Source organism: Mammaliicoccus sp. H-M34, from assembly GCF_022386495.1.
Lineage (GTDB): Bacteria > Bacillota > Bacilli > Staphylococcales > Staphylococcaceae > Mammaliicoccus > Mammaliicoccus fleurettii.
On sequence record NZ_JAJNIK010000003.1, the window covers coordinates 27,507 to 53,571 of the forward strand.

General features: G+C 30.7%; 31 protein-coding genes. 20 read left to right on the forward strand and 11 right to left on the reverse strand.

The features are described from left to right. Positions 1 to 13: 13 nt before the first annotated feature. The 7 genes from LQ608_RS04375 (at position 14) to LQ608_RS04405 (ending at position 5,278) form a co-directional block, all read left to right on the forward strand. Entirely contained in the window at positions 14 to 487 is a 474-nt protein-coding gene (locus LQ608_RS04375) for a hypothetical protein (RefSeq protein WP_239750003.1), read from the forward strand. A gap of 10 nt (positions 488 to 497) precedes the next feature. Continuing rightward, entirely contained in the window at positions 498 to 1,076 is a 579-nt protein-coding gene (locus tag LQ608_RS04380) for a hypothetical protein (RefSeq protein WP_239750005.1), read from the forward strand. Beyond that, positions 1,076 to 1,531, forward strand: coding sequence for a hypothetical protein (locus LQ608_RS04385; protein ID WP_239750007.1), 456 nt, complete (start codon positions 1,076 to 1,078; stop codon positions 1,529 to 1,531). Before LQ608_RS04380 ends, LQ608_RS04385 begins: the two co-directional genes overlap by 1 nt. A 10-nt stretch (positions 1,532 to 1,541) precedes the next feature. Then, a complete protein-coding gene (locus LQ608_RS04390; RefSeq protein WP_239750008.1) occupies positions 1,542 to 1,976 on the forward strand; it encodes a phage scaffolding protein in 435 nt (144 codons plus the stop codon). Positions 1,977 to 2,530: 554 nt separating this feature from the next. Next, positions 2,531 to 3,883 (forward strand): hypothetical protein, encoded by a 1,353-nt coding sequence (locus LQ608_RS04395; RefSeq protein ID WP_239750010.1) that lies wholly within the window; start codon positions 2,531 to 2,533, stop codon positions 3,881 to 3,883. Between the two features lie 247 nt (positions 3,884 to 4,130). Then, on the forward strand, positions 4,131 to 4,352 hold the full coding sequence (locus LQ608_RS04400) for a hypothetical protein (RefSeq protein WP_239750016.1): 222 nt from the start codon (positions 4,131 to 4,133) through the stop codon (positions 4,350 to 4,352). After that, on the forward strand, positions 4,349 to 5,278 hold the full coding sequence (locus tag LQ608_RS04405; RefSeq protein ID WP_239750018.1) for a hypothetical protein: 930 nt from the start codon (positions 4,349 to 4,351) through the stop codon (positions 5,276 to 5,278). The genes LQ608_RS04400 and LQ608_RS04405 overlap by 4 nt, the downstream gene beginning before the upstream one ends. A gap of 332 nt (positions 5,279 to 5,610) precedes the next feature. Here the strand turns inward: LQ608_RS04405 and LQ608_RS04410 are convergent, their stop codons facing one another. From LQ608_RS04410 to LQ608_RS04420, 3 genes are all read right to left on the reverse strand, one after another. After that, positions 5,611 to 6,651, reverse strand: a complete 1,041-nt coding sequence (locus LQ608_RS04410; protein WP_239750785.1) for an NAD(P)/FAD-dependent oxidoreductase — start codon at positions 6,649 to 6,651, stop codon at positions 5,611 to 5,613. Between the two features lie 127 nt (positions 6,652 to 6,778). Next, positions 6,779 to 7,702, reverse strand: a complete 924-nt coding sequence (locus LQ608_RS04415; protein ID WP_239750024.1) for an aldo/keto reductase — start codon at positions 7,700 to 7,702, stop codon at positions 6,779 to 6,781. Positions 7,703 to 7,756: 54 nt separating this feature from the next. Further along, on the reverse strand, positions 7,757 to 8,587 hold the full coding sequence (locus LQ608_RS04420) for an aldo/keto reductase (protein WP_239750030.1): 831 nt from the start codon (positions 8,585 to 8,587) through the stop codon (positions 7,757 to 7,759). A gap of 233 nt (positions 8,588 to 8,820) precedes the next feature. Between LQ608_RS04420 and LQ608_RS04425 the strand changes: the two genes are divergently transcribed. From LQ608_RS04425 to LQ608_RS04440, 4 genes are all read left to right on the forward strand, one after another. Continuing rightward, positions 8,821 to 9,030 (forward strand): hypothetical protein, encoded by a 210-nt coding sequence (locus LQ608_RS04425; protein ID WP_239750037.1) that lies wholly within the window; start codon positions 8,821 to 8,823, stop codon positions 9,028 to 9,030. A 359-nt stretch (positions 9,031 to 9,389) separates the two neighbouring features. Then, positions 9,390 to 10,604 carry a NupC/NupG family nucleoside CNT transporter gene (locus LQ608_RS04430; RefSeq protein ID WP_239750038.1) on the forward strand — a complete coding sequence of 405 codons (1,215 nt, stop codon included), beginning with the start codon at positions 9,390 to 9,392 and terminating at the stop codon, positions 10,602 to 10,604. Positions 10,605 to 10,690: 86 nt separating this feature from the next. Continuing rightward, positions 10,691 to 11,179 (forward strand): DUF1648 domain-containing protein, encoded by a 489-nt coding sequence (locus LQ608_RS04435; RefSeq protein ID WP_239750040.1) that lies wholly within the window; start codon positions 10,691 to 10,693, stop codon positions 11,177 to 11,179. Between the two features lie 2 nt (positions 11,180 to 11,181). Beyond that, positions 11,182 to 11,739 carry a DNA-3-methyladenine glycosylase I gene (locus tag LQ608_RS04440; protein WP_239750041.1) on the forward strand — a complete coding sequence of 186 codons (558 nt, stop codon included), beginning with the start codon at positions 11,182 to 11,184 and terminating at the stop codon, positions 11,737 to 11,739. 302 nt (positions 11,740 to 12,041) lie between these two features. Here the strand turns inward: LQ608_RS04440 and LQ608_RS04445 are convergent, their stop codons facing one another. Further along, positions 12,042 to 12,482 (reverse strand): MarR family winged helix-turn-helix transcriptional regulator, encoded by a 441-nt coding sequence (locus tag LQ608_RS04445; protein ID WP_239750042.1) that lies wholly within the window; start codon positions 12,480 to 12,482, stop codon positions 12,042 to 12,044. A 226-nt stretch (positions 12,483 to 12,708) separates the two neighbouring features. Here LQ608_RS04445 and LQ608_RS04450 point away from each other — a divergent pair, with 226 nt between their 5' ends. Then, entirely contained in the window at positions 12,709 to 13,467 is a 759-nt protein-coding gene (locus LQ608_RS04450) for a threonine/serine exporter family protein (RefSeq protein WP_239750048.1), read from the forward strand. Between the two features lie 10 nt (positions 13,468 to 13,477). Continuing rightward, a complete protein-coding gene (locus LQ608_RS04455; protein ID WP_239740985.1) occupies positions 13,478 to 13,936 on the forward strand; it encodes a threonine/serine exporter family protein in 459 nt (152 codons plus the stop codon). A 71-nt stretch (positions 13,937 to 14,007) separates the two neighbouring features. Here the strand turns inward: LQ608_RS04455 and LQ608_RS04460 are convergent, their stop codons facing one another. From LQ608_RS04460 to LQ608_RS04470, 3 genes are read right to left on the reverse strand one after another with little or no spacing between them, the layout of a single operon-like run. Beyond that, on the reverse strand, positions 14,008 to 14,451 hold the full coding sequence (locus LQ608_RS04460; RefSeq protein WP_239750050.1) for a YtoQ family protein: 444 nt from the start codon (positions 14,449 to 14,451) through the stop codon (positions 14,008 to 14,010). Positions 14,452 to 14,483: 32 nt separating this feature from the next. Beyond that, positions 14,484 to 15,707: an Nramp family divalent metal transporter gene (locus tag LQ608_RS04465; protein ID WP_239750059.1), complete on the reverse strand. Its 1,224-nt coding sequence runs from the start codon at positions 15,705 to 15,707 to the stop codon at positions 14,484 to 14,486. Positions 15,708 to 15,735: 28 nt separating this feature from the next. Beyond that, positions 15,736 to 16,677: an agmatinase family protein gene (locus tag LQ608_RS04470; RefSeq protein ID WP_239750061.1), complete on the reverse strand. Its 942-nt coding sequence runs from the start codon at positions 16,675 to 16,677 to the stop codon at positions 15,736 to 15,738. Between the two features lie 153 nt (positions 16,678 to 16,830). Between LQ608_RS04470 and LQ608_RS04475 the strand changes: the two genes are divergently transcribed. Together LQ608_RS04475 and LQ608_RS04480 are read left to right on the forward strand one after the other, a co-directional pair. After that, on the forward strand, positions 16,831 to 17,673 hold the full coding sequence (locus LQ608_RS04475; RefSeq protein WP_239750063.1) for a hypothetical protein: 843 nt from the start codon (positions 16,831 to 16,833) through the stop codon (positions 17,671 to 17,673). A 79-nt stretch (positions 17,674 to 17,752) separates the two neighbouring features. Continuing rightward, positions 17,753 to 18,082 (forward strand): hypothetical protein, encoded by a 330-nt coding sequence (locus LQ608_RS04480; protein WP_078357286.1) that lies wholly within the window; start codon positions 17,753 to 17,755, stop codon positions 18,080 to 18,082. A 69-nt stretch (positions 18,083 to 18,151) separates the two neighbouring features. Here the strand turns inward: LQ608_RS04480 and LQ608_RS04485 are convergent, their stop codons facing one another. Both LQ608_RS04485 and LQ608_RS04490 read right to left on the reverse strand, forming a co-directional pair. After that, entirely contained in the window at positions 18,152 to 18,709 is a 558-nt protein-coding gene (locus tag LQ608_RS04485) for a TetR/AcrR family transcriptional regulator (RefSeq protein WP_239750065.1), read from the reverse strand. Between the two features lie 678 nt (positions 18,710 to 19,387). Beyond that, positions 19,388 to 20,287, reverse strand: coding sequence for an ABC transporter substrate-binding protein (locus LQ608_RS04490; protein ID WP_239750075.1), 900 nt, complete (start codon positions 20,285 to 20,287; stop codon positions 19,388 to 19,390). Between the two features lie 137 nt (positions 20,288 to 20,424). Between LQ608_RS04490 and LQ608_RS04495 the strand changes: the two genes are divergently transcribed. Further along, a complete protein-coding gene (locus LQ608_RS04495; protein ID WP_239750082.1) occupies positions 20,425 to 21,324 on the forward strand; it encodes a DNA-3-methyladenine glycosylase family protein in 900 nt (299 codons plus the stop codon). A gap of 55 nt (positions 21,325 to 21,379) precedes the next feature. Here the strand turns inward: LQ608_RS04495 and LQ608_RS04500 are convergent, their stop codons facing one another. Then, positions 21,380 to 21,796 (reverse strand): OsmC family protein, encoded by a 417-nt coding sequence (locus tag LQ608_RS04500; RefSeq protein ID WP_239734337.1) that lies wholly within the window; start codon positions 21,794 to 21,796, stop codon positions 21,380 to 21,382. A 229-nt stretch (positions 21,797 to 22,025) separates the two neighbouring features. On the opposite strand from LQ608_RS04500, the gene LQ608_RS04505 reads away from it, so the two are divergent. After that, positions 22,026 to 23,078, forward strand: coding sequence for an ABC transporter permease (locus tag LQ608_RS04505; protein WP_239750084.1), 1,053 nt, complete (start codon positions 22,026 to 22,028; stop codon positions 23,076 to 23,078). A 2-nt stretch (positions 23,079 to 23,080) separates the two neighbouring features. Continuing rightward, complete coding sequence (locus LQ608_RS04510) at positions 23,081 to 23,758, forward strand: ABC transporter ATP-binding protein (RefSeq protein WP_078357292.1); 678 nt, start codon at positions 23,081 to 23,083, stop codon at positions 23,756 to 23,758. 132 nt (positions 23,759 to 23,890) lie between these two features. On the opposite strand, the gene nfsA is transcribed toward LQ608_RS04510, so the two are convergent. Continuing rightward, a complete protein-coding gene (nfsA, locus tag LQ608_RS04515) occupies positions 23,891 to 24,646 on the reverse strand; it encodes an oxygen-insensitive NADPH nitroreductase (RefSeq protein ID WP_239750086.1) in 756 nt (251 codons plus the stop codon). Positions 24,647 to 24,742: 96 nt separating this feature from the next. Between nfsA and LQ608_RS12540 the strand changes: the two genes are divergently transcribed. Both LQ608_RS12540 and LQ608_RS04520 read left to right on the forward strand, forming a co-directional pair. Beyond that, positions 24,743 to 24,838 carry an HTH domain-containing protein gene (locus tag LQ608_RS12540; RefSeq protein ID WP_481817128.1) on the forward strand — a complete coding sequence of 32 codons (96 nt, stop codon included), beginning with the start codon at positions 24,743 to 24,745 and terminating at the stop codon, positions 24,836 to 24,838. Positions 24,839 to 25,160: 322 nt separating this feature from the next. Next, a complete protein-coding gene (locus LQ608_RS04520) occupies positions 25,161 to 26,027 on the forward strand; it encodes a LysR family transcriptional regulator (protein ID WP_239750088.1) in 867 nt (288 codons plus the stop codon). Positions 26,028 to 26,065 lie beyond the last annotated feature (38 nt).

The window sequence follows — 26,065 nt, forward strand, 5'->3', positions numbered from 1 at the left end:
AAAGGAGGCAACTATGAAGGGTCTTAACAGTAACTTTAAAGAGCATTTTAAAGAGCAATATAAATACGCAATACAAGAGTTTAGTGATGAGGGGTTGCGCTGGGAACTACATCGACATGAGTGTTTTAATACTGATCCTAACGAGTGGTATAAAAATACTATGTTAGAAGTGTTACTTGAGGAGTTTGAAGAACGAGACCTATCACGTATAACAAAAGATGAAGTGATTGCTCAATATTATACAAAGCTTAGGTTTTGCGAATACCAAATCGCTACAAAACTTAAAGGATATAAATTCTTAATTAATGTATTAGAAGATATGAAAAATCATCCTTATATGCCCGACAATTATTTGAAGTGGATAGATGAATTAATAAATGTAATTGTAGAAGAAACCAAAAAAGAGCAAAGTGAAAAGATTGATAATACACCAGACATTGAAACGGAAAAAGAACGTGAAGCAATAGATTTTACTAACTTTCTGTGAGGTGTTTTAAGTGACATATTCCGTTACTGATAGGGCGTTATTAACTAAATACAATAGACTGTATCAACGAGCATATATTAAGCATAGACAAGAGGAAATAGAAGAACTGTACCATATGAATTGCTCGACAATGGGCATTGATGAAGCAATGGGTTTAAGAACTAAAGTGTTTAATATATGCGATTTATCAATTCATATCATTGAGTGTAAAGAACGATTACAACGGAAAATAGACGTGTTTAATCAAGCTAACGATGATGTTGAAAATGCTTTTATAGAAGCTAATGATTATAACACTGTTAGAGCGGTTAGATACTTTCAAAAGTATGGCGTGAGAAGAAATCGGAACGACCAATACCCGATAAACAAGTTCAAAAAAGCGTTAGCAAAGATACACGATGAAAGACTACATGATGATCCAATTGAACAAGAAGTGGTCGACGTATTAAGCGATGAGATACAAAGTTATATTGATTATGAGTTTAAGGTCGAGCCAATAGTGATTGATTGGCGTGAAGTACACGCTCATTTAAGTGGTAAGCATTTAGCTGAACAGAACGATTTCAAACGAAGAAAGGAGGTTATGTAATGGCTAGAGTTAATTATAAAGATTGGATAACTAAAGAGGGACTAACTAAGATAGAAGGTTGGGCTAGAGATGGATTAATTGATGAACAAATAGCACATAACATAGGGTGTAGTGTAAAAACATTATACAACTGGAAGAAAGCTCATTTACCTATTTTACAAGCCTTAAAAAGAGGTAAGGAAGTTGTAGATAGAGAAGTCGAAAGTTCGCTACACAAACGAGCATTAGGCTACTATGTTGAAGAAATAACATACGAACAAGGTATTGAAGTAAAAAGAGTTAGAAAACATGTTGCACCAGATACAACAGCGATTATATTTTGGCTTAAAAATAGAAAGGTTGAATGGAGTGATAAGCACTCTATCGAACATACAGGGGATATTACGTTCATTGATGACATCATGACTGATATGACAGAAGAAGAACTACGTAATTTAGCCAAATTAGACGACTAGGAGGCACAGAATGAACAGGGAACAGTTAAGAGATATAAAGTTATCTGCTGAACAAGTAAAGCGTGTAATGGCTTTATATGGTCAATCTATTAAACAACAGTCTAACAAGATTAAAGAATTAGAAGCGGATAACGAAATGCTATCGAATAAAATTAATGATATAGATAATCAAACATCAAATGATGATAAAAGAGTATTGGAATTAGAAAGTGAACGTGACTACTTAAATCAAGAGTTAATACGTCATAAAGATTTAATAAATGAGTGTGAGTTAGATAAAGCAATATTAAAGAACGTTGCACGTGATATGCACGATCCAGGCGATATATTCAAAGTGTTGGATAGAAGCCGCTTCAAATTCAATTCAGAGACAGGCGAGATTATTAATCTTGATGAGGTGCTGGAAGAGTTAAGAGAACAAAAGAAATATTTATTTAAAGCATAAAAAGAAGCCTTGTACAATTAAGTACAGGGCTTACTTTTCGCAAAAGAAAGTGAGAACGATGATTGATAACCAAACCGAAAATAGAATAAAAACCAAGCATTAGTATTTCATCAATAAATATGTGGATTTATATTTTGTAAATTCATTATACCACACATTAGAATTTGGTACTATTACTAGGTGCTAATTATATTCAAAAACTCAAGTTTATAGTATAATATACATATTAAGAGCTGTAGGCTCACTTTAGCCTTTAACAAGTCTCTGAGGGCTATAATTTTATAACGAGAGAATGCATTTCCTAAAGATGTAAGATTCTTGATAGTTGAACCGTTCCCTTCTCGTATTGCTCTTAATGTTTTATAAGAACTAGCTAGTGCAATTGCTTTACCTAAAATTTCAAATACATTTGTAGCAGTTCCGTTGCTATAACTATATCTCCTAGCTTACTGGAATAGGCTAGGGTGTTTTTTTGTTCGCTTTTATGTTCTACCTTTTGCCCAATTAAATTTTAGTGTAATATTAATTTAATTAGACTAAAAAGGGGAATACATTTGGATATATTAATGAATTTTGAAGATGAAATTAGATTAGTTGAAAACCACTTAAAACTTGTAAAAAATACATATACCAATAAAGATAAAGATAACGTTACACTACTTGATAAAGTAAATTTATTGCGGGATATGGCTATCATTAATTATTTAGAAAAGAATAATATCGAAATTGATATATTTGAGAAAGAAATTGCTGAGATGATAAAAAATGTAGGTAGTAGTATGATCAAAAAAGATACTATCTCAAATAAAATCTATAACTCTTTTATTGTTAAAGTTGACGATGATAACGAAATTCAAATAAAAATGACACATCCAGGATTATTGAATTCCTTATTTAGTAAAGAAGAAGAAAACGACGAGTTTAATGAAATATTTGGTTATAAAACCGTTTTGTATAATTTATGTTCGTCAATAGAGAACGTTTTTAGCAGTATACTAAAAGATTTTTATTTGAAAATTGATCAGTCTAATAGAATGGATAAATTGAATTTAACTTTGAAAGAACTTAAAGAAATAGATAGTATTAAAGATGCAGAAGTTATGCTTCTAGAAAAAGAAATTGAGAACAAATTTTATAATTCATTTAACAATTGGCTTGAACAGATTGAAAGAGAAGTTAATTTAAAAAATATTAAGAAAATACCTAACTTAGAAAACGAAAAAGAATTTATTAATGAAATGTTTTTAATTAGAAACTTATTTATACATAATTCAGGTATAGTGAATGATAAATTTAAAAATAAGAGCAAAATTTATGGTGATTTAGAAAAAGAAGTAGAATTTCCTATTGATTTAAAGTTCGTTAACAAATGTGTTAATACTACACGCAACTTTGTATTTAATTATATATATGAGTATTATTTTAGTAAGTATAAAGACAAAGAAATTATTTCAGATTATTTCAGTATTTTGAACTCTATTTTACTAAAGTACATAGATAGTGAGTTAATATCAATTCCAAGGATTTATAAAGATTTATCAAAGAATGACATATTAAATAATATGTGCACTAGTATTGCTTTAGTTAATTACTATATCAATCGTTATCATAAATTAAATGAAAAAGAATTTAATTCGTTGGTAAATGAGATTGATTTTTCTGCACATGACCTTCAATTCAAAATGGCAGAAGCAATTTTGAAAAAGAATGAAAATTCTCTCGATTTAATAGAAGAATTTTTAAATACCACAGATGAAGATTTTGTTTTTAATGTCTTCGATTGGCCACTAATTAAAATTGCAAAGAGTAACGATGAGAGAGTTAAAGATTTGTTGAAAAGAAGAATATTTGATATATTATCTATTGAGGGAGATGAAAATGATGGATATGAACAAGAAAAAAACTAGTAAACTTAAAGGTGTAAAAATTAAATAAATTGCTAAGCTCACCTTAATTGGTGGGCTTTTTTGTGTCTACTCATATCTCTTTTAAATGTAATATAACTAATGCTATACTTTATATAGATTCACATATTATCTCCGTAATTGTGATGACTCGTAATTAATTATCTTTACACCTCACTATTGTGGGGTGTTTTTTTATGTCTAAAAACATAGTGCACATGGTATAATGCACCTAAAAGAAGGTGTTTATATGTACATGCTATTTGAATATATATGGGACTATGAAAATTCACAAACTAATGTAATATGTGTTAGTGAAAATAAAAAACTGATAACAAGCATATTATCAAATTATAAATTCGGTAGAATATTAGAACTAGAAAATAGAGTTATATACGAATTAGAAGATAGAGAGTTTATTCTAATTTATACTATTAAAGATAATTTCCTTAAAAAAGAGGTAGTTATATGAAGAAATATATTAGATTAATCATTATATTTATACTACTCGTAATTATAATAGCTAAATATGCAATAAACTATGATTATCCAGAAAATAGCCAAAATTTTTTTGATGAAAGTATCATAAGTTTTTTAGCCTTATTAATTTTAGCGATTACTACAATGATGCAATCTTATGAACTAAAATTGCAAAGGGAGGATATAAAATATAGTAATGAAGCTCAAATAAAACAAAGTGAAGAGTTATACAATAGTAATGCTTTAACTAAAGAATCGGTATATCAATCTAGATACTTTGAATTGTTAAGACTTAAAGAAGAAATAACTAATAAAATTAATATGGGTTTATTTTCGGATAAGATAGAAACATGTACTAAAATGATAAGTGTAGATACAATTAATGATTTGAGTATAGAAGAAACCATTGAGTTTGGAAACTTTATTTATACATATTGCCATGTAACTGAAGATGAAATGAGAGAGGCATACAATATACAAGACTTTGATGAAAAACATGGTGAAAAGACAGAAATAATAGAAATATTACCTAGCTTAAAATTTAGTTTTGAATGGTTTAATAATTTACTTAATAATAGAGAGAGTATGCGTACATATTTTGATGACACATATCCAGATGAAATTTTAAATAAGTATGAAAAGGTGTTTAGTTCAATTGTAGAAAAAAACAAAAACAGAAATCATGAAATAATAGTATCCATGTTAGATGAAAAATTAGAAAAATTATACAATATACAGAAAGTTATAATTGAATTACTCTCAGACATAAGTACTGATAAAAGCAATTTAATGAGTTTGAGTAATATGCATAAGTCATTACTATCAAAAGATGAGGATATAGTTTATAAAATAATCGACAAGGGATTAACATTTCATGAGATCATGGAAATTGAAAGTTCTAAACATAAAAATGTTTAGAATAATATATTTATAGAAAATTTTTGAATTACAAAACAAATTAGTTTATTAAAGGGCAGAAAAAGGGCAAGTAAATGATAAAAAGGGCAAGCATCTGAAACAACTCAAACAATCCTAACACTAATAAGTGTTGTAAAATCAATGTTTTGGGGAACTAGGAATATGGTGTAAATAAATTATATGAATGAAGTGGATAATGAAAGAAACCTTACTTTAGAAGAAATTAAATTTTATTTAAGAAAATTTAAACAAAAATATACAAAAACGCTCTGCATATACGCTTAATATAAAAAAGGGCTGAGACACAAATTGTCTCAGCCCGTAGTTTGAACTTATGATTGTGCGATATAATTTTTGATGATGTCTTTGTTCTTTTCTTTAAATACATCATTATGACTTGAAACACGACCGCCTTCTTGTGCTTCAGGATCGATATAACTTTTAGCTAAGTTTGCTGCATTAGCTGCATCTGTAAAGCAAGCTGCAATTAAATGTACTTTTGCTTCGTGTTTAAGGATGTCTCCAGCTCCAAATATACCTGGAACAGAAGTCTTGCTGCTTCCTAAACCTTCTATAAAGAAATCATTTACTAAGTTAATTTTCGTTTGTGCATTGTGGAGTAATTCTGATTCATAATCAAATCCGTGACTAATAATTACTTCATCAACTGGTACGATTTCTTGTTCTTTTGTTTCAACATGTTCTAATACAACTTCTGAAATAATGGGTTTGTCTGGATGACTGTTAAGTTGTTTAATTACCATACTTGGCTTTTTAGTAATGTTGAGTTTATCTAATAAGTCACGCATATGTTCATGACCGGAAATTTCATCTTTTCTATAACAAATCGTGACACTTTTCGCATATTCAGATAAATCACATGCCCAGTCTAGTGCTGAATTTCCTGCTCCAGAAATAAGAATGTGTTTATCTTTAAATTTTTGAATAGATTGGACTACGTAATTCAAATTCGAAAGTTCAAAGCGCTCAGCACCTTCAATATCTAGCGTAAGTGGTTTGATTATCCCGCCACCAACAGCAATAATAATAGATTTTGAATGGTATTCATTCCCTTTTTCTGTATATAAAATAAAATGTTGTTCTTCAACTTTTTTTATATCGATAACTTTTTCTTCTAAGCAAACTTCAGGTCCAAAATGAGTACCTTGTTTCACTAAATCTTCTATGACTTCATAGCATGGTTTTGGAGCTATCGCGCCAATATCCCAAATGATTTTTTCAGGGTATACATGCATTTTGCCGCCTAGTTTATCTTGAAAATCTAGAATTCTGACGTTCATTCCCCTTAACCCGGAATAGAAACTCGCGAATAAACCAGCAGGACCTCCGCCAATAATCGTAACGTCTGTCATATTCATAAGTCATGATTCCTCCTATACTTCTACTTGGTTTCATTATCCTACATTTGCAAATGATAATCAATATCAATAGAAGAAAAAGCTGAGACAATTATTTTGTCTCAGCTTTGAATGATGTGAATTATGAAATTGGGAATAAAGACTCTATTTGTTTAATGTTGTCTTCAGTTAACTGAACATCCAATGTTTTAAGGTTATCTATTACTTGCTCATTTCTTTTAGCACCAGGAATAATAACATCTAATGAAGGTTTAGTTAAATAATAGGCAAGCACAATATGTGCAACATCGACGTTGTGTTCTTTAGCAATATCTCTTAGTTTATTAACTTTTTTAAGATTTTCTTTGAACTGTTCACCTTGGAAATCAGGTTTACTCGCTCTTAAATCATCGAATGTTGTATTTTCGTCATACTTACCAGCAAGTAACCCTGCAGCTAATGGAAAGTATGGTATAAATGTAATATTATGTTCAGCTGTATATTCTAAAATATGTTCATTTTCACGATTTAATAAGTTATATTCATGTTGAATTACGTCAACATTTCCATTCTTATTCGCTTCTTTTAATTGATCCAAAGTAAAGTTAGAAACACCAATTGCTTTAATTTTGCCTGCTTCTTTCAATTCTTGTAATGCAGCAACAGCTTCATCTTTCGGTGTTTCTTCATCTGGAAAGTGAATATAATATAAATCTATATAGTCAGTTTGTAATCTTTTAAGACTATTCTCAACTTGTTCTTTAATGAATTCTGGGTCATTAGAAAGTTTCGTGTCGTCTCCTTCGAAATAATGAGCACCTTTAGTAGCGATAACAACATCTTTTCTATCGTATTCTTTAACAACTTCACCTACAAGTTCCTCAGATCTGCCTGGACCATAAATAAAAGCTGTATCTAGTAAAGTGACACCATTATCAATAGCAGCTCTGACAACATCTTTACCTTGTTCTTCATTGAGGTTAGGGTATAAATTATGTCCTCCTACTGCATTCGTTCCTAAACCAATCGGATTGACTTCAATATTTGATTTACCTAATTTAGCCATTTGAATCGCTCCTTTTAAAAATGTTTATATCTATTCATTTTAATAATATTTATTCTAAAATTCTTCGTGAGTTGCTGGGTCTTGGCCTTTAAGACGTCCATCTTTCCTTGTTAATGAATCAATTTCAGCTAAGTCTTCTGATTCTAAATAGAAATCAAAGATATCTTTGTTCTGTATTTGTCTGGCGATTGATGTAGATTTAGGAATTGGTACTACACCGTTTTGTACATGCCATTTCAAGATAATTTGTGGAATAGTTTTATTATATTTCTTAGCAATTTCTCCAATTTTCTTGTCGTTTATTACTTCTGATGCACGACCTAATGGACTCCATGCTTCTATTATAATGCCTTTTTCTTTGTGATATTCTAGAACATCTTTTTGATTAAAGTAAGGATGTAACTCTATTTGATTAACTGCTGGTAATACGCCTGTTTCTTTTTCTAGTGTTTCAATGTGTTCTTCTAAGAAATTACATACACCAATAGATTTAATGAGTCCAAGTTTTTGAGCATCAATGAGTGCTTTCCATGCTTCGACATACTTACCTTGTTTAGGATTTGGCCAATGTATTAAATATAAGTCTAGATACTCAACACCAAGTCTATATATTGACTCTTGGATAGCAGTGATTGCTTGATCATAACTATGATAACGTCCTGGTAATTTAGAAGTTACAATAATTTGATCTCGATCTACGTGACTTTCTTGTATTGCTTTTCCGACTGTACCTTCATTCTCATAATTATATGCCGTATCAAGAATTCGATAGCCATTGTTCAAGGCATTTACAATTGCACGTACTCCAGTTGATCCATTCAGTTTATATGTACCAAACCCAACTTGTGGTAATACTTGTCCGTCATTTAAATGATAATTTTCCATGAAAAATGCCTCCTATTTAAAATGTAAAGTCTCTACATTTGTAAACTATATCATATCCTTTATAACGTACTTTAGTAATCAGCTTGTATGAAAAATTCCAAATCAAAAATTTCTTTTTTAAAATTTTAGTAAAACGTATTGAATTCATAGAATGAATGTAGTAATATGAGTCTCATTGCGAAAGACAAGTAGCTAATAGCTAGAGTCATATTATGGAGTAAAGAAGGGTTAGAATGGAGCGCTTATGTGTTATTTCATTAAGCATTGTAGATGCGATAATGATACTCATGTTGTTGCTGTTTAATACAATGATAATATCTAATATTTATGTGTTAACAGTTTATGCTTTAATCATGGTACTGGTTTCTGGTTATATAGTGTATTTAGCTATAAGTATGAAATGTGATCAATCAATTAATCAATTTGATCAATATCCAAATTAATAATAATTAACGAGTATATGATAATAAATGGTAAGAGGCTGGGACAATTTAATTGTCTTTGCCTCTTGTTTTTTTATGAAAATCATTTATGTCCCATGATTTTTCATTGTATGGTGTTGATTTTGAGTATGTCTTAGATTAATGATGGAATTAATCTACAACTAGGCCGAACTCTTCGATTAACTCTTAACTTAATCTACAACTTGGTTAAACTCTTCGATTAACTTCCTAATTAATCTACAACTTACTTTATGTTTTATAAAAAATTGTAAAAGTGTCTTTAAAATGTAGTAACATACTTTTAATTTGCATGTTATAATAATGTTGATTTTAATAATAAAAAAGGGTGGACAAAAACAATGTTTCTAATCATCAATATAATTGGTTTGTTGATATTCATTGGTGTCGCTTTTCTTTTTTCTAGGGATAAGAAGAATATTGATTGGAAATCTGTTTCAATACTAATCGTAATTAACTTAGTATTAGCATGGTTCTTCACTCAATTTTCATTTGGAGCAAAATTCGTTAAAGGTGCGGCTGATGGTGTGTCGTGGCTTTTAGAATCTGCTTTTTCGGGAATAGGATTTGCATTTGGTAGCTTTACAGCACCAGGACCAGGGAATATGGATATGGCAGTTTCAGCGTTGCTACCAATTCTACTAGTTGTACCAGTATTTGATATTTTAATGTATTTAGGGATTTTACCGAAATTTATTTCAATTTTAGGTTGGGTTATTTCAAAAATAACAAGACAACCTAAGTTCGAGTCATTCTTCTCGATTGAAATGATGTTTTTAGGAAATACAGAAGCTTTAGCAGTATCATCTAAACAGTTAACTTCTATGAATAAAGTTAGAGTACTGACAGTTGCAATGATGTCTATGAGTTCAGTTTCAGGTGCAATTGTTGGTGCATATGTCACAATGATACCTGGGGAATATGTATTAACTGCTATACCATTAAACATAATTAATGCAATTATTGTAACAACTATTTTAAATCCATTTGATTTAGATCCAGAAGAAGATGTTGTAGCTGAGATAGACGAAGGGGAAAGACAACCATTCTTCTCATTTTTAGGGGATTCAGTAATCAATGCAGGTAAACTTGTATTAATCATTATCGCGTTTGTTATCGCGTTTGTTGCAATCGCAGACTTGATTAATAAATTATTAGGTATTATGGATCCTATTCCATATTTACCAAACATAAGATTAGAGTACATACTCGGTATCTTTATGTTCCCATTTGCAATTTTACTTGGTATGCCAGTTGGAGAAGCATGGGTAGTTGCTCAACAAATGGCACTTAAAATTGTAACAAATGAATTTGTTGTGATGAGTACAATTAGTAAAGAGATAAGTGAATATTCAACACATAGAGCGGCAGTAATTAGTACTTTCTTAGTATCATTTGCTAACTTCTCTACAATTGGTATGATAATAGGAACACTGAAGGGCATTGTCAAAGACGATGTATCTAATTTTGTATCTAAATATGTACCAATGATGCTGCTTTCAGGTATTTTAGTATCACTGTTAACAGCTGCATTCGTTGGATTATTTGCTTGGTAAGCTTAATAAATACTTATATAGATTAAATTTAAAAGCAACAAGCACATTTAATGTACTTGTTGCTTTTTTTATAAGGGGGAGATATCATGCTCAGACGTGTGCTAGATATTTCAAGTATTGTTATGTGGTTATTTTCTATAATATTAATTATAATTAATTTTGACGTGTTGCCCGATAATATACCAAGTCATTATGATTTTGCAGGTAATCCAGATGCATGGGCAACAAAAGCCTTTATCTTTTTTATGCCAGCATTAGGAATATTTATCTGGTTAATATTGCATACTATTGTAAGTAGACCTGAATTAGATCAATACATACATGTTCCATCACTTTATGGTAAGCCAAACGAAGAACAAATAGAAAATGCTAAATTACTTATTTATTTTATAAAATTTGAAATTATGGCGTTATTTACATTTATCGTAGTTAAAGATTTATATACAGCATTGGGGATGCCTTTTAAATTAGGCGTTTGGGAGACGATTTTAATATTAAGCGTATTTGGAATTACAATTATAATATTTATGGTTCGAAATCATAAGTTAGATAAAAAATATGGAATGAGTGATTAAGCATGACTGAATGCACGTGGCCAAGTAGTGATTTAATGAAAGTATATCATGAGAAAGAATGGTGTAGAATAAATAAAGATGATCAATATATATTTGAAATGCTTTCTTTAGAAGGCGCTCAAGCAGGTTTGTCTTGGGAAACTGTTATACAAAAACGTCATGCATATCAAGAAGCATTTAAACAATTTGATATCGAAAAATGTGCACAATTAACAGACGATGAATTAGAGGAAATTAGAACAGAATACAACGTTATAAAACATAAAGGAAAAATCAAATCCGTAAGAAACAATGCATTATTAGTGCAAAACATTCAACAACAATATGGAAGTTTAGCAAACTTTTTATGGTCTTATGTAGATGACAAACCTATAATCAACGAATGGCATAATACAACAGACATACCAGCTGAAACAGAACTTTCAATTAAATTAAGTAAAGACTTAAAAAAAATTGGGTTTAATTTTGTCGGTCCAAAGATTGTCTATTCATTTTTACAAAGTATAGGAATTATTGACGATCACATTATCACATGCCCATATCATAGTTATAATAGGTAAGAGAGTGTGAGTGGTGTTGAAAGGGACTAAGGGACAAAATTCCGAGAAATGTCCGTAAGAAGTGTTGTAAGGGACATAATTCTGAGAAATGTCCGTAAGAGGTAGTATCTAAGGAGCACAATTCAGAATTCTGCCAGTAAGAACAATCTAAGGAGCACAATTCAGAATTCTGCCAGTAAGCTCAATCTAAGCTCACTCTAATCAGCAATATTAGAAAAAGCAGTAGAAATTCAATGTTTACAATGAATTTCTACTGCTTATTAAATATCAAAAGACATTATACAATGTGGTAGTTAATTAATTTATTCTGCTATGTCTTTGTTAAGCGTTGTTTGTATGAATTTTTCTATAGAATCTCTTAATTCTAAGGATTTCTCAGAATTTACTTCTAATCCTTGAAATACTTTTACGATTTCTTCTGAGATTTCAGATTGTGTTTCAATGCCTTGTTCAGTTAGTGAAACGCGTAAATTTCTTTCATCATTAATCGCTCTTTCACGGTTAATGAATCCTTTTTCTTCTAGTTTTTTTAATAATGGTGTTAATGTTCCAGAATCTAAATATAGTCTGTCGCCTAAAGTTTTAATATTGATGACTTCGTTTTTATCTATAGCTACAAGAACGATATAACCTGTATAAGTTAAGTTATATTTCTTCAATATCGGTGTATATTTTTTAATAAGCTCTTTTGACGCAACATATAATAAGAAACCAAGCTGTTTGTTGATTGGTGGTGTTTCCATTTTATTTTCCTCCTTACGTCAAAATTAAGCCTATTATGAAATTAATGTAAAGTCAAGTTGTATCGAAAATGTTCATAAAATAGAAAAATTTAGCATTTTAAATGTAGTTTTTGAAAAATCTTTTGAAATCCCAAATTTTTTTATTTTTATTACTTTTAAAGTTAAAATGTAATGTTATATTTGATATTCTTATATAGATGTAACTAAGAAACGAGGTGTGTATAGTATGAATCAAAAAAAGCATTCAAAAGAATTAGTTCAAGAAATAGTGATGAATGCGGGTCTAGTTCTTTTAGAAGCGGGTTCAGAGGCATTTCGTGTTGAGGATACGATGTTTAGAATGGCTAAACGTCTAGGATATCCTAATAATCAATGTTATGTAAGTTCAACTTTTATAAATTTTGCTTTAGATATAGATGATAATATAAGAGTTTATAGAGTGAAAAAGAGAGATACTAATTTAGGCAATATTCATCGTGTAAATAATGTATCGAGAATGTTAGAAAAAGAACAAATATCGGCAGAAGAGGCTTTAAAGAGAATACTTACTATACATAATTCACCATATCCATATTCTTTACCATTTAAAATGGTTGCTGCAGGACTTATATCAGTATTTTTCCTATATTTATTTAGTGGAATTAAAGAAGATATTATCGCAACTTTCATTGCCGGCGCAATAGGGTATTGTATCGTAGAGTTATTACATTCTTGGACGAATGTGAAGTTTATAGCAGAAATAGTTGCTGCTAGTGTAATTGCTTTAATAGCTATATGTAATCAAATCATAACTGGTGGGAATACAGTAAATATTTCAATAATATCTGCAGTCATGCCTATTGTACCAGGGGTATTAATAACAAATGCGATACAAGATTTATTTCTTGGACAATTGTTAGTTGGTATTTCTAAAGGTTTAGAAGCAACATTTACTTCAATAGCGATAGGAGTAGGTGTAGGCGTTGTATTATTAATTTTCTCTTGAGAGGTGAGTTATGATAATAACAATAATATTAAATATTGTATTTAGTTTTGGAGCATCTTTATTATTTGGCGTATTATTTAATTCACCTAAATACTTGTTAGTACCTGCAGGAATAGTTGGTGCAATAGGATGGATGGCATTTCAATCAAGTCTATTATTTAATGATTCAGATGTACAATCTTCATTTATAGGTGGTTTCTTTATTGGAATCATGAGTCACTTTATGAGTAAGAGATTCTTTTCGCCAATTATTTTGTTTATCATTCCTGGAATTATTCCACTTGTACCAGGAGGGACAGCTTATGAAGCAATTAAAAATTTAGTGCTAAATGACTATCATGAAGCTTTGATAACAATGATTAAAGTAGCTTTAATATCAAGTTCTATTGCACTTGGATTGCTCATAGCAGATTTATTATCAAAAGTTTATTTTAAATATAAGAAACAAATGAAAATGAAATTGAAATGATTAATAAAAAGGAGTGGAACAGAAATCTATTTTTTAAAACTAGATTTCTGTTCCACTCCTTTTTAAAATTTTTACTCATAAATGTATTTAATAACATCTAATGCTTGATCGACTGTTTCTACAGTGACATTAGCTTTGTTTGATAGTTCTTTTAATGGATGGATTAAGTCTGTTGGACGTACAAGAATCAATGGTTTGTTGAGTGCAATTGCAGTTGATGCATCCATAGCTGTATTCCATTGTTTATATTTTTCTCCAAATAAAGCAATTACGATATCTGCTTTGTTCATCAATACTTGTGTACGCAAATTATTGATGTCTGATGCTGCGTTATCTTTATAATAATTGTTTGGTTGTTCTCCTAATATGGCTTCACCTACATTATCAGAACGATCATGATTTGTTTGTGGCCCAACAAAAGTTAATGGTAAATTACTTTCTTGTGCTTTTTGGGTGATTTCTTCTCTCCAATTATCATGTATTTGTCCTGCTAGATAGACTGTTAATTTTGTCATAAAATATTTCATCCCCTATAAATTCTTTATAATTAACTCATGAAACTTTGAATAGCATCTACTAAACTATAAATACCTAAGAACGAAACGACTAAAACAACGAATATTCCAATGATATTAAGCACGATGCCATTTGCAAATTTGCCCATCATATTTTTCTTGTTTAAGATAATAAAAATTAATACTGCAATAAGCGGTAATATAATACCATTTAATGCTTGAGCAATTAATAATACTTCTAATGGTTCAAATCCAAGAGAAGAAGTGATTATGCCGATAAATATCACGATAGCAAAGACTAGTCGATATTTTTTACTCTTTACGCCACCTTTCCAGCGAAGACAACTACTTATAGTAGCTGCAGCACCCATAGGAGAGGCAATGGCAGATGATAAACCTGCAGAGAATAAACCGATACTCATAAATAATGGAGCAAAATCACCAAGTATTGGTTTAAGCGGTTCAGATAATTCAACTAAACTCTTAACTTCTCTGCCTTCTATTAATGTACCTGCAGTTATTAGAATGGCAGCTGAAATCAGACCGCCTAGCCCAATAGCTAGAATTGTATCTATTCTAACAATTTTTAAATCTTTAATACCATTAAAACGTTCGTGAATAGATGTCGCATGTATAAAAAAGTTATACGGAACGACTGTTGTACCAATTAACGCAATCACTGTTAGAAGTGATCCATTAGGTATGCTTGGTACGAATGCTCCTTTAAGAACAGCACCAAAATCTGGTTGAATAACAATTACAGTTGTTATAAAAATAACACCCATAATAAGAACGAGCACGGTCATGACTTTTTCTATTAAATCATAACTTCCTTTTAATCCTATTAATAAGATGATGATACCGATTACTGGTGCAATGAGATGTTCAGGTATATCAAGTAAGTAGGCAGCACCTAAAGAAGTACCTAGTAAATCACCAGATATATAAGCGGCACAACCTACTGCGACAGCAACCATACTAAACCAAACAGTGATGATTTTTAGGAGGTGATGATTAAAAATATCACGTATTGCTTCACCTAAACCTTCATTTGTAACGAGCGCTAATCGAGCAACCATCTCTTGTAATGCAATTGTTGCAATAATTGAGAATATCACTGCCCAAAGTAGACTATAACCAAACCCGGCTCCACCTTGAGTCATAGTTGTAACTGTCCCTGGTCCCACAAATGAAGCGGTTATAATCATGCCAGGACCAAATATGCTGAACTTACTTCTTTCTCTCTGTTCTGCCATATGAACCCATCCCTTCGTATGTCAGGCATTAAACTTTATTTAAGTATTTAATGTGTCCGGCTAATACATAAAGCACAGCTGTTGATACAAAGTGAGATGAATTTTGGTTAGCATCTTGCATTGGATAGACTTCAACAAAGTCCATACCTACAAGGCCTAATTTACCAAATTCATATATCATAGTAAGTAATTCGTAACTTGTCAGTCCGTTACCATCAACTGGACCGCCTGGATTAAATGCGAAATCTAATACATCGCTACAAATTGTTAAGTAAACAACATCTACATCTTTACTAGCTTGTGCATAGATATCTCTTGCAAATTTTCTTAAATCTGACGTTTCTTTGATTTCGTTAATCGTGATTGTGACAGCACCATTTTCTTTAGCGAATTTACCTGTTTCAGGCTGATTTCGAGGTCCGTGTATACCAGTATGAATTAAACTTTCATTACGAATGCCTTCAGTTTCATACAACCTCATAAATGGTGTGTTTCGTGCAAATCGTTCGTTTTCATAGTGTGGCATATTATCGTAATGTGCGTCTAAGTGAATAATACCTACTTTTTTTCCGGTATTTGTTAAACCTTTTAAAATTGGATATGTAATACCATGGTCTCCACCTAATCCAACTAAAAATTTATTAGAGCGCCATAAATCTTCTGCAAATGTCTCAATATTATTTACTGTTTGTTCAACATCATGAGGTATAGTTGAAACATCTCCAACGTCACCGATTGATAAATGTTGATTAACATCTATATGATCTAATTCAGGGAGATAGCCACTATATCTAGCAGATGATAATCTGATTTGTTTAGGGCCTAATTCACACCCCGTATAGTCTCCCCATGTGCATGGGCCTTCGAAAGGTACACCATATACGAGAACATCTGTCGAATAATCTTTTTCTTTAGTTAAATTTTTACCACCTAAAAAGCAAGGCGTATTACCATAAATTCGTTCTGTCATTGTAAAAGGACTCCTTTCAACTAGTTAATGACCATTATATAAAAGTAAACAAACGTTTTCAAATTTTTCTGAATATTATCTTTGAAATAGGGAATAATAATTTTAATAAATTTAGCATTATTTATTTAATTGAGTTAGGAGGGATTTATATTAATGAAATATAAATTTTTATTTATCATTGCGACGATACTACTTTTATCGGGATGTAGTATTACTATAGGAGATCCACCAAATAAAAATAATCATAATAAATCATCTCAATCAAAAAAACATAACAGTAATAAGAGTGAATCTGCTCCGAAAATTGATATTTTGTCACAAGATTTTTCAGATCATTATATGAATGAAAATCATGTAACGGGTTATAAAGGTATGATGAAAACGATGAATAAAGAGAATATAGAATCAAAGTTTGGGCAGGAAGAAGATGTGCGTAACTTCTTAGGTAGAGAAGGGCATGTATATGGAAATTTCATGGTCATGTACTATTTGAGTGAAGGTAGACCTGTAGAACAATTTAGTATTGTTCCTACAGACCATGTAACTTATAAAGAATTTATAGACTTTCATGGTGAGCCAGCTCAAGATTTAAGAACGGGGCAAGGCCATTCATTTGTTATTTATAATAATACGCCGAACAATGGATATCAAATTGCAGTATATACAAATGGGAATGACGATAATGATAACATTCAATATATTATGCAATATCCTGATGACTTTGAATTCGTAAATTCTAGTGATAATCAAAATACTGTCATAACAAGAGATAACGTGTTTGATGCTGTAGAAGCATTTGAAGGTATAGATAAAGTGGATACAGATGAAACAGTTTGGAAAGAACCGGAGAAACATGGAGATAAATTTGGTTTTTCATATACGAGTAAAGATGGGGAATTATTAGGATCATATAATGTAAGCGAAGATGGTTATGTAGAATCATTTGATGAAGAAGGCAAAAAAATTAGAGCAGGTTACATTAATTTAAATAATTGATAGAACGTCAATCATAATATTTGTTTCATACTCTATTTATTTCGTACAATAGAGAGAGTAATGAATGGAGGTTTCAAGCATGAAATTAAATGAAATTGATGAAAATGAATTATATCCTACTGAAAAAGTTGGACCAAGCGTGTTAGGTACAATCATATATAAAGTAGGAGAACAAACACAGTTTAAAGGTGCATACATTACAACAAACGAACGTGTAATTATGAGTGTTGATATGAATGGCGAACCTTATAAAAGAGTATTTAGTTATCAAGATATTAAAGCCGTAACAATAGAAGACAAAGGCGTATTATTTATTGAATTCCCTCAAGGTAAAGTTGCCATGATAGATATAGAAGAAGGTAACAAAGAAGAATTCAAAGATTATGTAAATAATTTAGTCCAAAAATAAAACAGTGGGATAGCATTCCACTGCCAATATAATGATAAAAGGCTGAGACAATTAATTTGTCTCGGCCTTTTATTTTCCCTCATTTAAACTAATGATATTAATTTCATTAAATATTTCGTCTAGCTTTGAGTAGTCTAAGTCGCCTTGTAATGAATCAGACCAATGTATGATGGCTGATAAATTTGATCCATAAATATATGGAAGTAGAGATTGTGGTATATGGGTTGGGGTTGCGACTTTATCAATATTATTTTTGAAATCTTTACTAAATACTTCTATGAAATGCTTAATAAGTTCATCCATAAATTCTTTATCATTATTCATTTGTTTTTCAAATACATCATTTAATTTATTTACGAAAGATTTTTCCATAGATTGAAATGGTTTGTGAAGTCGATCATAAATATCTAATATGAAGAACTCTTTAGTATTTTCTTTTAATGCATATTGTAATAAATCAATTTTATCCATAAAATGTTTATAAAAAGTTGTACGATGAATGAGAGATTTATTACATATTTCATTTACAGTGATATCAGAAAAATTTTTAATAGTTAATATTTCGAGTAATGTGTCATTGAGCGCTTTTTTAGTTTTGATGACACGTAAATCAGTTTGTTTAGCCAAGATAAATCCCACTCCTTTTTTATACAGTGTATGCATAAATGTTTAAAAATGCAAAAAATAAATTGATGAATTATAATTATAGGTAATGTTGTATAGGAGCGTGAAGAGCTGAATAGATAACGCACGAAGACTCAGAAGATATCGTGCGATTCAGGCAAAATCCGGTCAAAACGCACGAAGACTCCAAAGATATCGTGCGATTCGGACTAAATCCGAGCAAAACGCACGAAGACTCCAGAGATATCGTGCGATTCTGGGTAAATCAGGCTAAAACGCACGAAGACTCCAGAGATATCGTGCGATTCAGGCAAAATCTGGTCAAATCGCACGAAGACTCGGAAGATATCGTGCGATTCAGGGAAAATCGGGCTAAAACGCACGAAGACTCAGAAGATATCGTGCGATTCAGGGTAAATCAGGCTAAAACGCACGAAGACTCCAGAGATATCGTGCGATTTAGGCAAAATCTAGTCAAAACGCACGAAGACTCCAGAGATATCGTGCGATTCAGGGTAAATCCGGCAAAAACGCACGAAGACTTTCGAGATATCGTGCGATTCGGACTAAATCCGAGCAAAACGCACGAAGACTCAGAAGATATCGTGCGATTCTACACATATCATATTAAACATAAAATAATGAGGCTAGGACACATTAAATGTCCTAGCCTCCTATTTATTATTTTGTCAGCATATTTTTTAAATACTCAGTTTGTTTCTCTATTGAAATTGGGTCTGAATACATAAATTCATTTTTTGGATAATAATAAACGTGATCTTCTTTAACTGCTTTTGTGTTTTTCCAAATGCTACCGTCGATTAATGAAGAGGTTGGTTTTTTGCCGTCTTCAGTTGGTATGAGTAAATAATCACCTGTATATTTGCTGAAGTTTTCAAATGAAGTTGTTAACCATCCTTCTTTTGGTATATCTTTTTCTGCGGCTTCTGGGTGTTTAAATCCAAAGCCTTGATAGATGACTTCTGAACCTCTGCCAAAGTTTTTACCTATTAAAGTTAATTCTTTTGGACCAACTTCCATAATAGAAACTGTGCTATCTTTACCGATTTCTTCTTTTACTGTTTTACCTTCTTTAGACATTAAGTCTTCTAATTCTTTTACTTGTTCTTTTGCTTTGTCTTCTTTACCTAGTAATTTCCCGATTTCAACGTGCACTTCTTTAAATGTACGTTTACTATGATCAAATGGAACTGTAGGTGCTATTTTTTCGAATTTTTTAATTTGAGGATTTGCGTTATATGTGATGATTAAATCAGGTTTTAATTTTGTTACAGCTTCGATGTCTTCTGATCCAACGCGTTTAGCATCTTTATCGTCTACATATTTAGATTTAGGGAAGTCAGCGTCTGTCCCAACTGGATCTACACCAAGCTTTTGGAAGTTACCTTGATCCGTTGTTAATACAACAACTCGTTTTGGCTTATCTGGAATTTCAACAGTTTTACCTTCGTCTGTTTTGTATTTATGTGTATTACTTTTTGATGAATCGTCATCTTTATTTCCACAAGCTGCTAAAATAAGTAACAATGTAGTGATTAATACGAATAATTTTTTTGACATATTTTTCTCTCCTAATTGGTAATTACTTGCAATTATAACATGTAATTTCTATGAATTGATTTTATGTTTTAAAATTTCTAATTTGTTTATTAAAAACATATGATTCATAATATGAGTAATTAAGGAAGTGATGCTTTATGGAAGAAATTAGAATTGAGTGTCCAGATATTTTCGACTATGAACAATGTTTAGCTTATTTAAAAAGGGACGAAAATGAAGTGCTCTTTGATATAGTGGATGACAAAATTTATCGTGCAATAAAGATTGATGATATTAAATTGTTGTTATCTATTTCTTATGAACGCCACTATTTAATAGTAGAAATTCTAAATGATATATCTATCTCACCTGAAAATACAGAAAGGTTAGTAAATTTTATTGAAGAATGGTTTGATTTTTCTGCAGATTTATCTTTATTTTATCAATATGGTAGAAAAAATGAGATATTGGAACCTTTAATAAATGAATTATATGGATTGAGATTAATCAGAATACCTGACTTTTTTGAAGCTATTTCCTGGGGGATAATTGGACAGCAGATTAATTTAACTTTTGCTTATCAACTGAAGAAGAGATTAGTAGAAAGTTATGGTGAAAAAATGACGTTTGAAAATAAATCATATTATATTCACCCAACAGTTGATGTGATATCCAAAATTACTGTAAAAGAATTGATGGATTTAAAATTTTCTAGAAGAAAAGCTGAATATTTAATCGATGTAGCAAAGATAATCCATTCACAAATGTTAACTAAAGATATGTTATTGAATATGGAAGATAAGGTAGAAATTGAAAAAACACTTGTTAATATTAGAGGCATTGGGCCGTGGACTGCACATTATGTCATGATGAGGTCATTAGGAGTTAAGAATGCTTTTCCTATTGGAGATGTTGGTTTACAAAATGCTTTGAAAGCTATATTAAATTTAGAGCAAAAGCCTTCAAAAGAACAAATGATTGCTTTGAATAAAGGATGGGAAATGTGGAGTTCTTACGCAACATTTTATATTTGGCGAGCACCATATATTAAAAAATAACAGTTTGGATAGGGAAATCGTTTAATAACGTAGATCCCAGTCCAAACTGTTTTTTTTATAAAGTTTCCTCTTTACCATTAAATATAAGTTTCGGTTCAATTGTAGCTTTTAGTGAATGTGCAACTGTACAATATTTTTCTACACTTAATGTAATTGAGCGTTTTAATTTTTTTAAATCAACTTCGCCTTCAACATCAAAAATTAAATTTACATGTTTAACTGCACGAGATGTTATATCTTCTCTTTCATCATCTACTGTAATTTCCAATTTCGTAACATTGGCTAATCGTTCTTTCATAAGATTTGTAACATCTATACCCGTACATCCAGCTAAACCACTTAACATTAATTCAACTGGTGATGGGCCATTGTCATCTCCACCAGATTCAGTAGGAGCATCAGAAACTATATTATGACCGAATTTAGATTGTGCTTTAAAAGTTTTCTTACCTTGCCATGTAGATTTAATCATAAAGATAACCTCCATATCATTCATATTTGCTTTAATTGTACCAACTTAAAGTAAGGCACACTAGTAAATTGTCTATAAATGAACATTAATTAAATAGCTTGTATTATATCTATCTTCAAAGTTTTTAACTTTTTATAAAGTTTTTTTGTTTTATGTCTTATTGTTCATATTCAGTTCACATTGGGTCGTTATTATAAGTTTATACATTAAGAGAGAGGAACGGATAAACATGAAATTAGCACTTAAAGAACTTACTTATTACAAATTTAAATATTTACTTGTAACTTTAATTCTATTCTTATTAGCATTTTTAGTATTATTTATTTCAGCATTAGCACAAGGGTTAGCGAAAGAGAACGTTTCAGGAATTGAACAATGGAATAAAAGTGAATATGTCATAGCGAGTGACGCAGATAATAATTTAAGCCAATCAAATATCACTGATAAATCAGATGAGGCAATTAACAATGTAGCAAAAGGTGACACAATCAAGACGGCAATGCAGAAAGTTGAAACGGATAGTGGTAAAGCAGATTTAATGTTTACACAACTTACAGATGACATTAAACCTGATCCTTCAGAAGGTCACTTACCGAAAAGTGACAATGAAGTATTACTAAACGAGAAATTGAAAGCTGAAGGATTTGAAGTAGGGGACAAAATTAAAATAGCAGATAAAGATCAATCATTTAAAATCTCTGGATTTGCTAACAATATCATGTTCTCACATACTTCAATGGCATACGTTAATAAAGATGGAATGAACGATTTAAAAGGGAATCACATTTCAGTTGTTGCATACGATAGTTTAAGTGACAGCCAAAAAGATGAAATCAACAAATTAGATGACGTAAAAGTTATTTCACAAGATGATATGTTAAATTCAATTCCAAGTTATAATGCAGAACAACAACCATTAAACTTGATGATCGTATTCTTATTCGTAATTTCAGCAATCGTTATTACAGCATTCTTCTACGTAATGACAATTCAAAAAACTAGTCAATTCGGAATTTTAAAAGCAATCGGTACGAAAAATAAAAATTTAATATCTTCATTAATGCTTCAAATATTAATTATTACATTAATCGGAGTTGCATTAGCAATCGCAGTAATTTTAATTTTAGGTGGCGTGATGCCAGTAACAATGCCATTCTTCCTAAATACGAACTTGATGTTATTGATGGTTGCAGTATTCATTGTCGTTTCATTAATCGGAGCAGTATTATCACTTGTTAAAGTTATGAAAATTGAACCACTAGAAGCTATAGGAGGAGAATAATTATGGGATTAGTCGTTGAACATGTTACAAAATCATTCGGTGAAAAAGAAGCAAAAACTCAAGTATTAAATGATATTACATTTACAGCAGATAAAGGTGAATTAATCGTATTAAACGGTGCATCTGGATCAGGAAAATCAACATTATTATCAATCATCGGTGGACTTTTAGGTAAGAGTTCAGGAGAAATCACTTTAGATGATTTAGATTATGTGAATTTATCAGATAAAAAACTTACAGATATGAGATTAAACCAAATAGGATTTATCTTCCAATCATCACATTTAATACCTTATTTAAATGTAACAGACCAATTAACTTATGTAGGTCAAATGGCTGGAATGGGTAAAAAAGCAGCAAAAGAAAGAGCAGAAAAATTATTAACAGAAATAGGTTTATCACATAGATTGAAATCATATCCAAACGCATTATCAGGTGGGGAAAAACAACGTGTAGCTATAATGAGAGCGTGGATGAACCAACCAAAAATGATTTTAGCAGATGAACCAACTGCAAGTTTAGATTCAAAACGAGCAATTGAAGTAGTTAAAATGATCAAAAATAATGTAAAAGAAAATAATTCAATCGGTATTATGATTACACATGATGAAAGAGTATTTGAATTTGCAGATAAAGTAATCAAACTAAGTGATGGCAGAATAGAAGATAAAACATCATAAAATAAAAAGCTAACTAGGATTAAAAAGCTGTTATAGCACATTTTCAATCCAGATAGCTACTACCATTATAATGAAAAGAGGCGGAGACAATTAATTTGTCTCCGCCTCTTATTTTTAGTTGACCTAACGATATTATTTTTTCATAAATCCTTTAATATTCAATTTCTCTAATATATCTGGTCTTGTTTTTTGGCTCATCATTTTTCTAATTTGTTCAGACCATGATTCAGAACGTTTTCCGTTAGAGCGTTGTTCATAATAATCTTTAATATCATTGTCATATTGTTTGATTTGTTCAAGTTGTTGTTCTTTGTCTGAGTTATATTGATTCTCATGAAAGACATGTTCAAATGGTAATCGTTGTTTTGGTGAACCTTGCTCATCATCACTTGGCACGCCTACAGCCATACCGAATAATGGGAAGACATGCTCAGGTAAGTCTAATATTTCACTAACGCGACCAACATCATTTCGTAAAGAACCTAAATATACAATACCAAGACCCATATCTTCAGCAGTTAGTGCTACATTTTGTGCTGCTAATGCAACATCAATTGTACCTACTAAAAGACCTTCCGCAGATTCAAAACTTGTTTCCATATTTCCATTTGTTTCTTTATTAATTAAACTATGTCTATAATAATCAATTACATAAACGAATAAGTAGCCATTGTCTACAACATGTTGTTGTCCAGAAATTTCTTTTAATTCTTTCTTAATTTCAGGATCAGTAATACCGATTATAGAATACGCTTGAACGTAGCTAGATGTAGAAGCCATTTGTCCAGCTTCGACTAATTTTTGAACAGTTTCTTTAGATAGAGGTTCATCTTTAAACTGGCGAATAGATCTATGTTGTTGAGTTAAATCATATACAGATTGTTTCATTACTTAGTTCTCCTTTTTGATACATATGATATATAAATGTTATCAAATTTATAAGAATTATTCATTTTAGCTGACTTATGATTAAAAAAATAAAGGATTGGAAACTGCAAGAGCAATAGGCTCAACGGCGAAGAAATTGCTAAAAAAATAGGAGTTAGTAGGTCTACAGTGTATTGGGTTATTAATCATTAAATCCTATTCTATTATGTACTTTTCATTCCAAATCACGATGATGTTATAATGTATGTAACGAAAATAAGTATACACTTATACACCAATCCACTCACTATTAACTTTTCTTTTTTAGGTGTATATATTAAGTAAAGTCAGCCGCTTCATTAATAATACTGAAATTTTAAACCTAGCTTTTACTTTTAAATTTTTATGTACTATTATATTAGCACTTTTTATACATAATGAAGTTATATGGTTTTTATGGATAATCCCTTTATCTATTTCTTCGTTATTTAATAATTTTATGGCACCACTTGTTTACGCGAAAGGGGAACTAACTATGGATTTTAGAGATTTAGAAATAATAAAAACGCTGAATGAGGAAAGAAATATTACAAGGGCTGCGACAAAGTTATATGTATCTCAACCTTCGTTAAGTTACAAAATTAATACTATTGAACGAGAGCTTGGAGTGTCTTTAATAATACGTACTAAAAAAGGTATTAGATTTACTCCTCAAGGTCTTCATCTCGTTGAGTATGCTAAGAAAACTTTGAATGGATTCAATGAGATGAAGGATAATCTTCATAGCATAGATAACGAAAATGAGGGCGTAATCAGACTTGGTGTTTCTCATAATTTAGCGAGATATGATTTGCCTGAAATACTTAGTAGTTTTACGAATGATTTTAATAAAATTCAATTCAAAATTATTACTTCTTGGAGCCAATCTATTTATAAATTAATAGCATCTGATGAAGTTTCGCTTGCAATAGTAAGAGGAGATGTATCTTGGAAAGGCTATAAAATTCTATTAGATCAAGAACCTATATGTATAATCAGCAAAGATGAGATTGATATAGAAAACTTACCTTCAAAGTCAAGGATAGCTTTTAAGACTGATATAGGATTACAAAATACTATTGATAACTGGTGGAAAGAATCTTACAATGAGCCTCCGAATGAAGCGATGTTAATTGATAACATAGAGTCTTGTTTGAAGCTAGTAGAAAAAGGCATGGGTTATGCAATTGCTCCCAATATCGGTATCAGAGACCATGAAAATTTAAATATAATACCTATAAAAAACAAAAAGAATGAAATAATTTATAGGGATACTTGGTTATTATATAGGGAAGAAGTGGATTATCCATTAATGCAAAAGTTTATTAGACACATTAAATCATATTATAAGTATATTGATTAGTATAAGCAAAGTGTCATAAAAATATTTTATGATAGTGA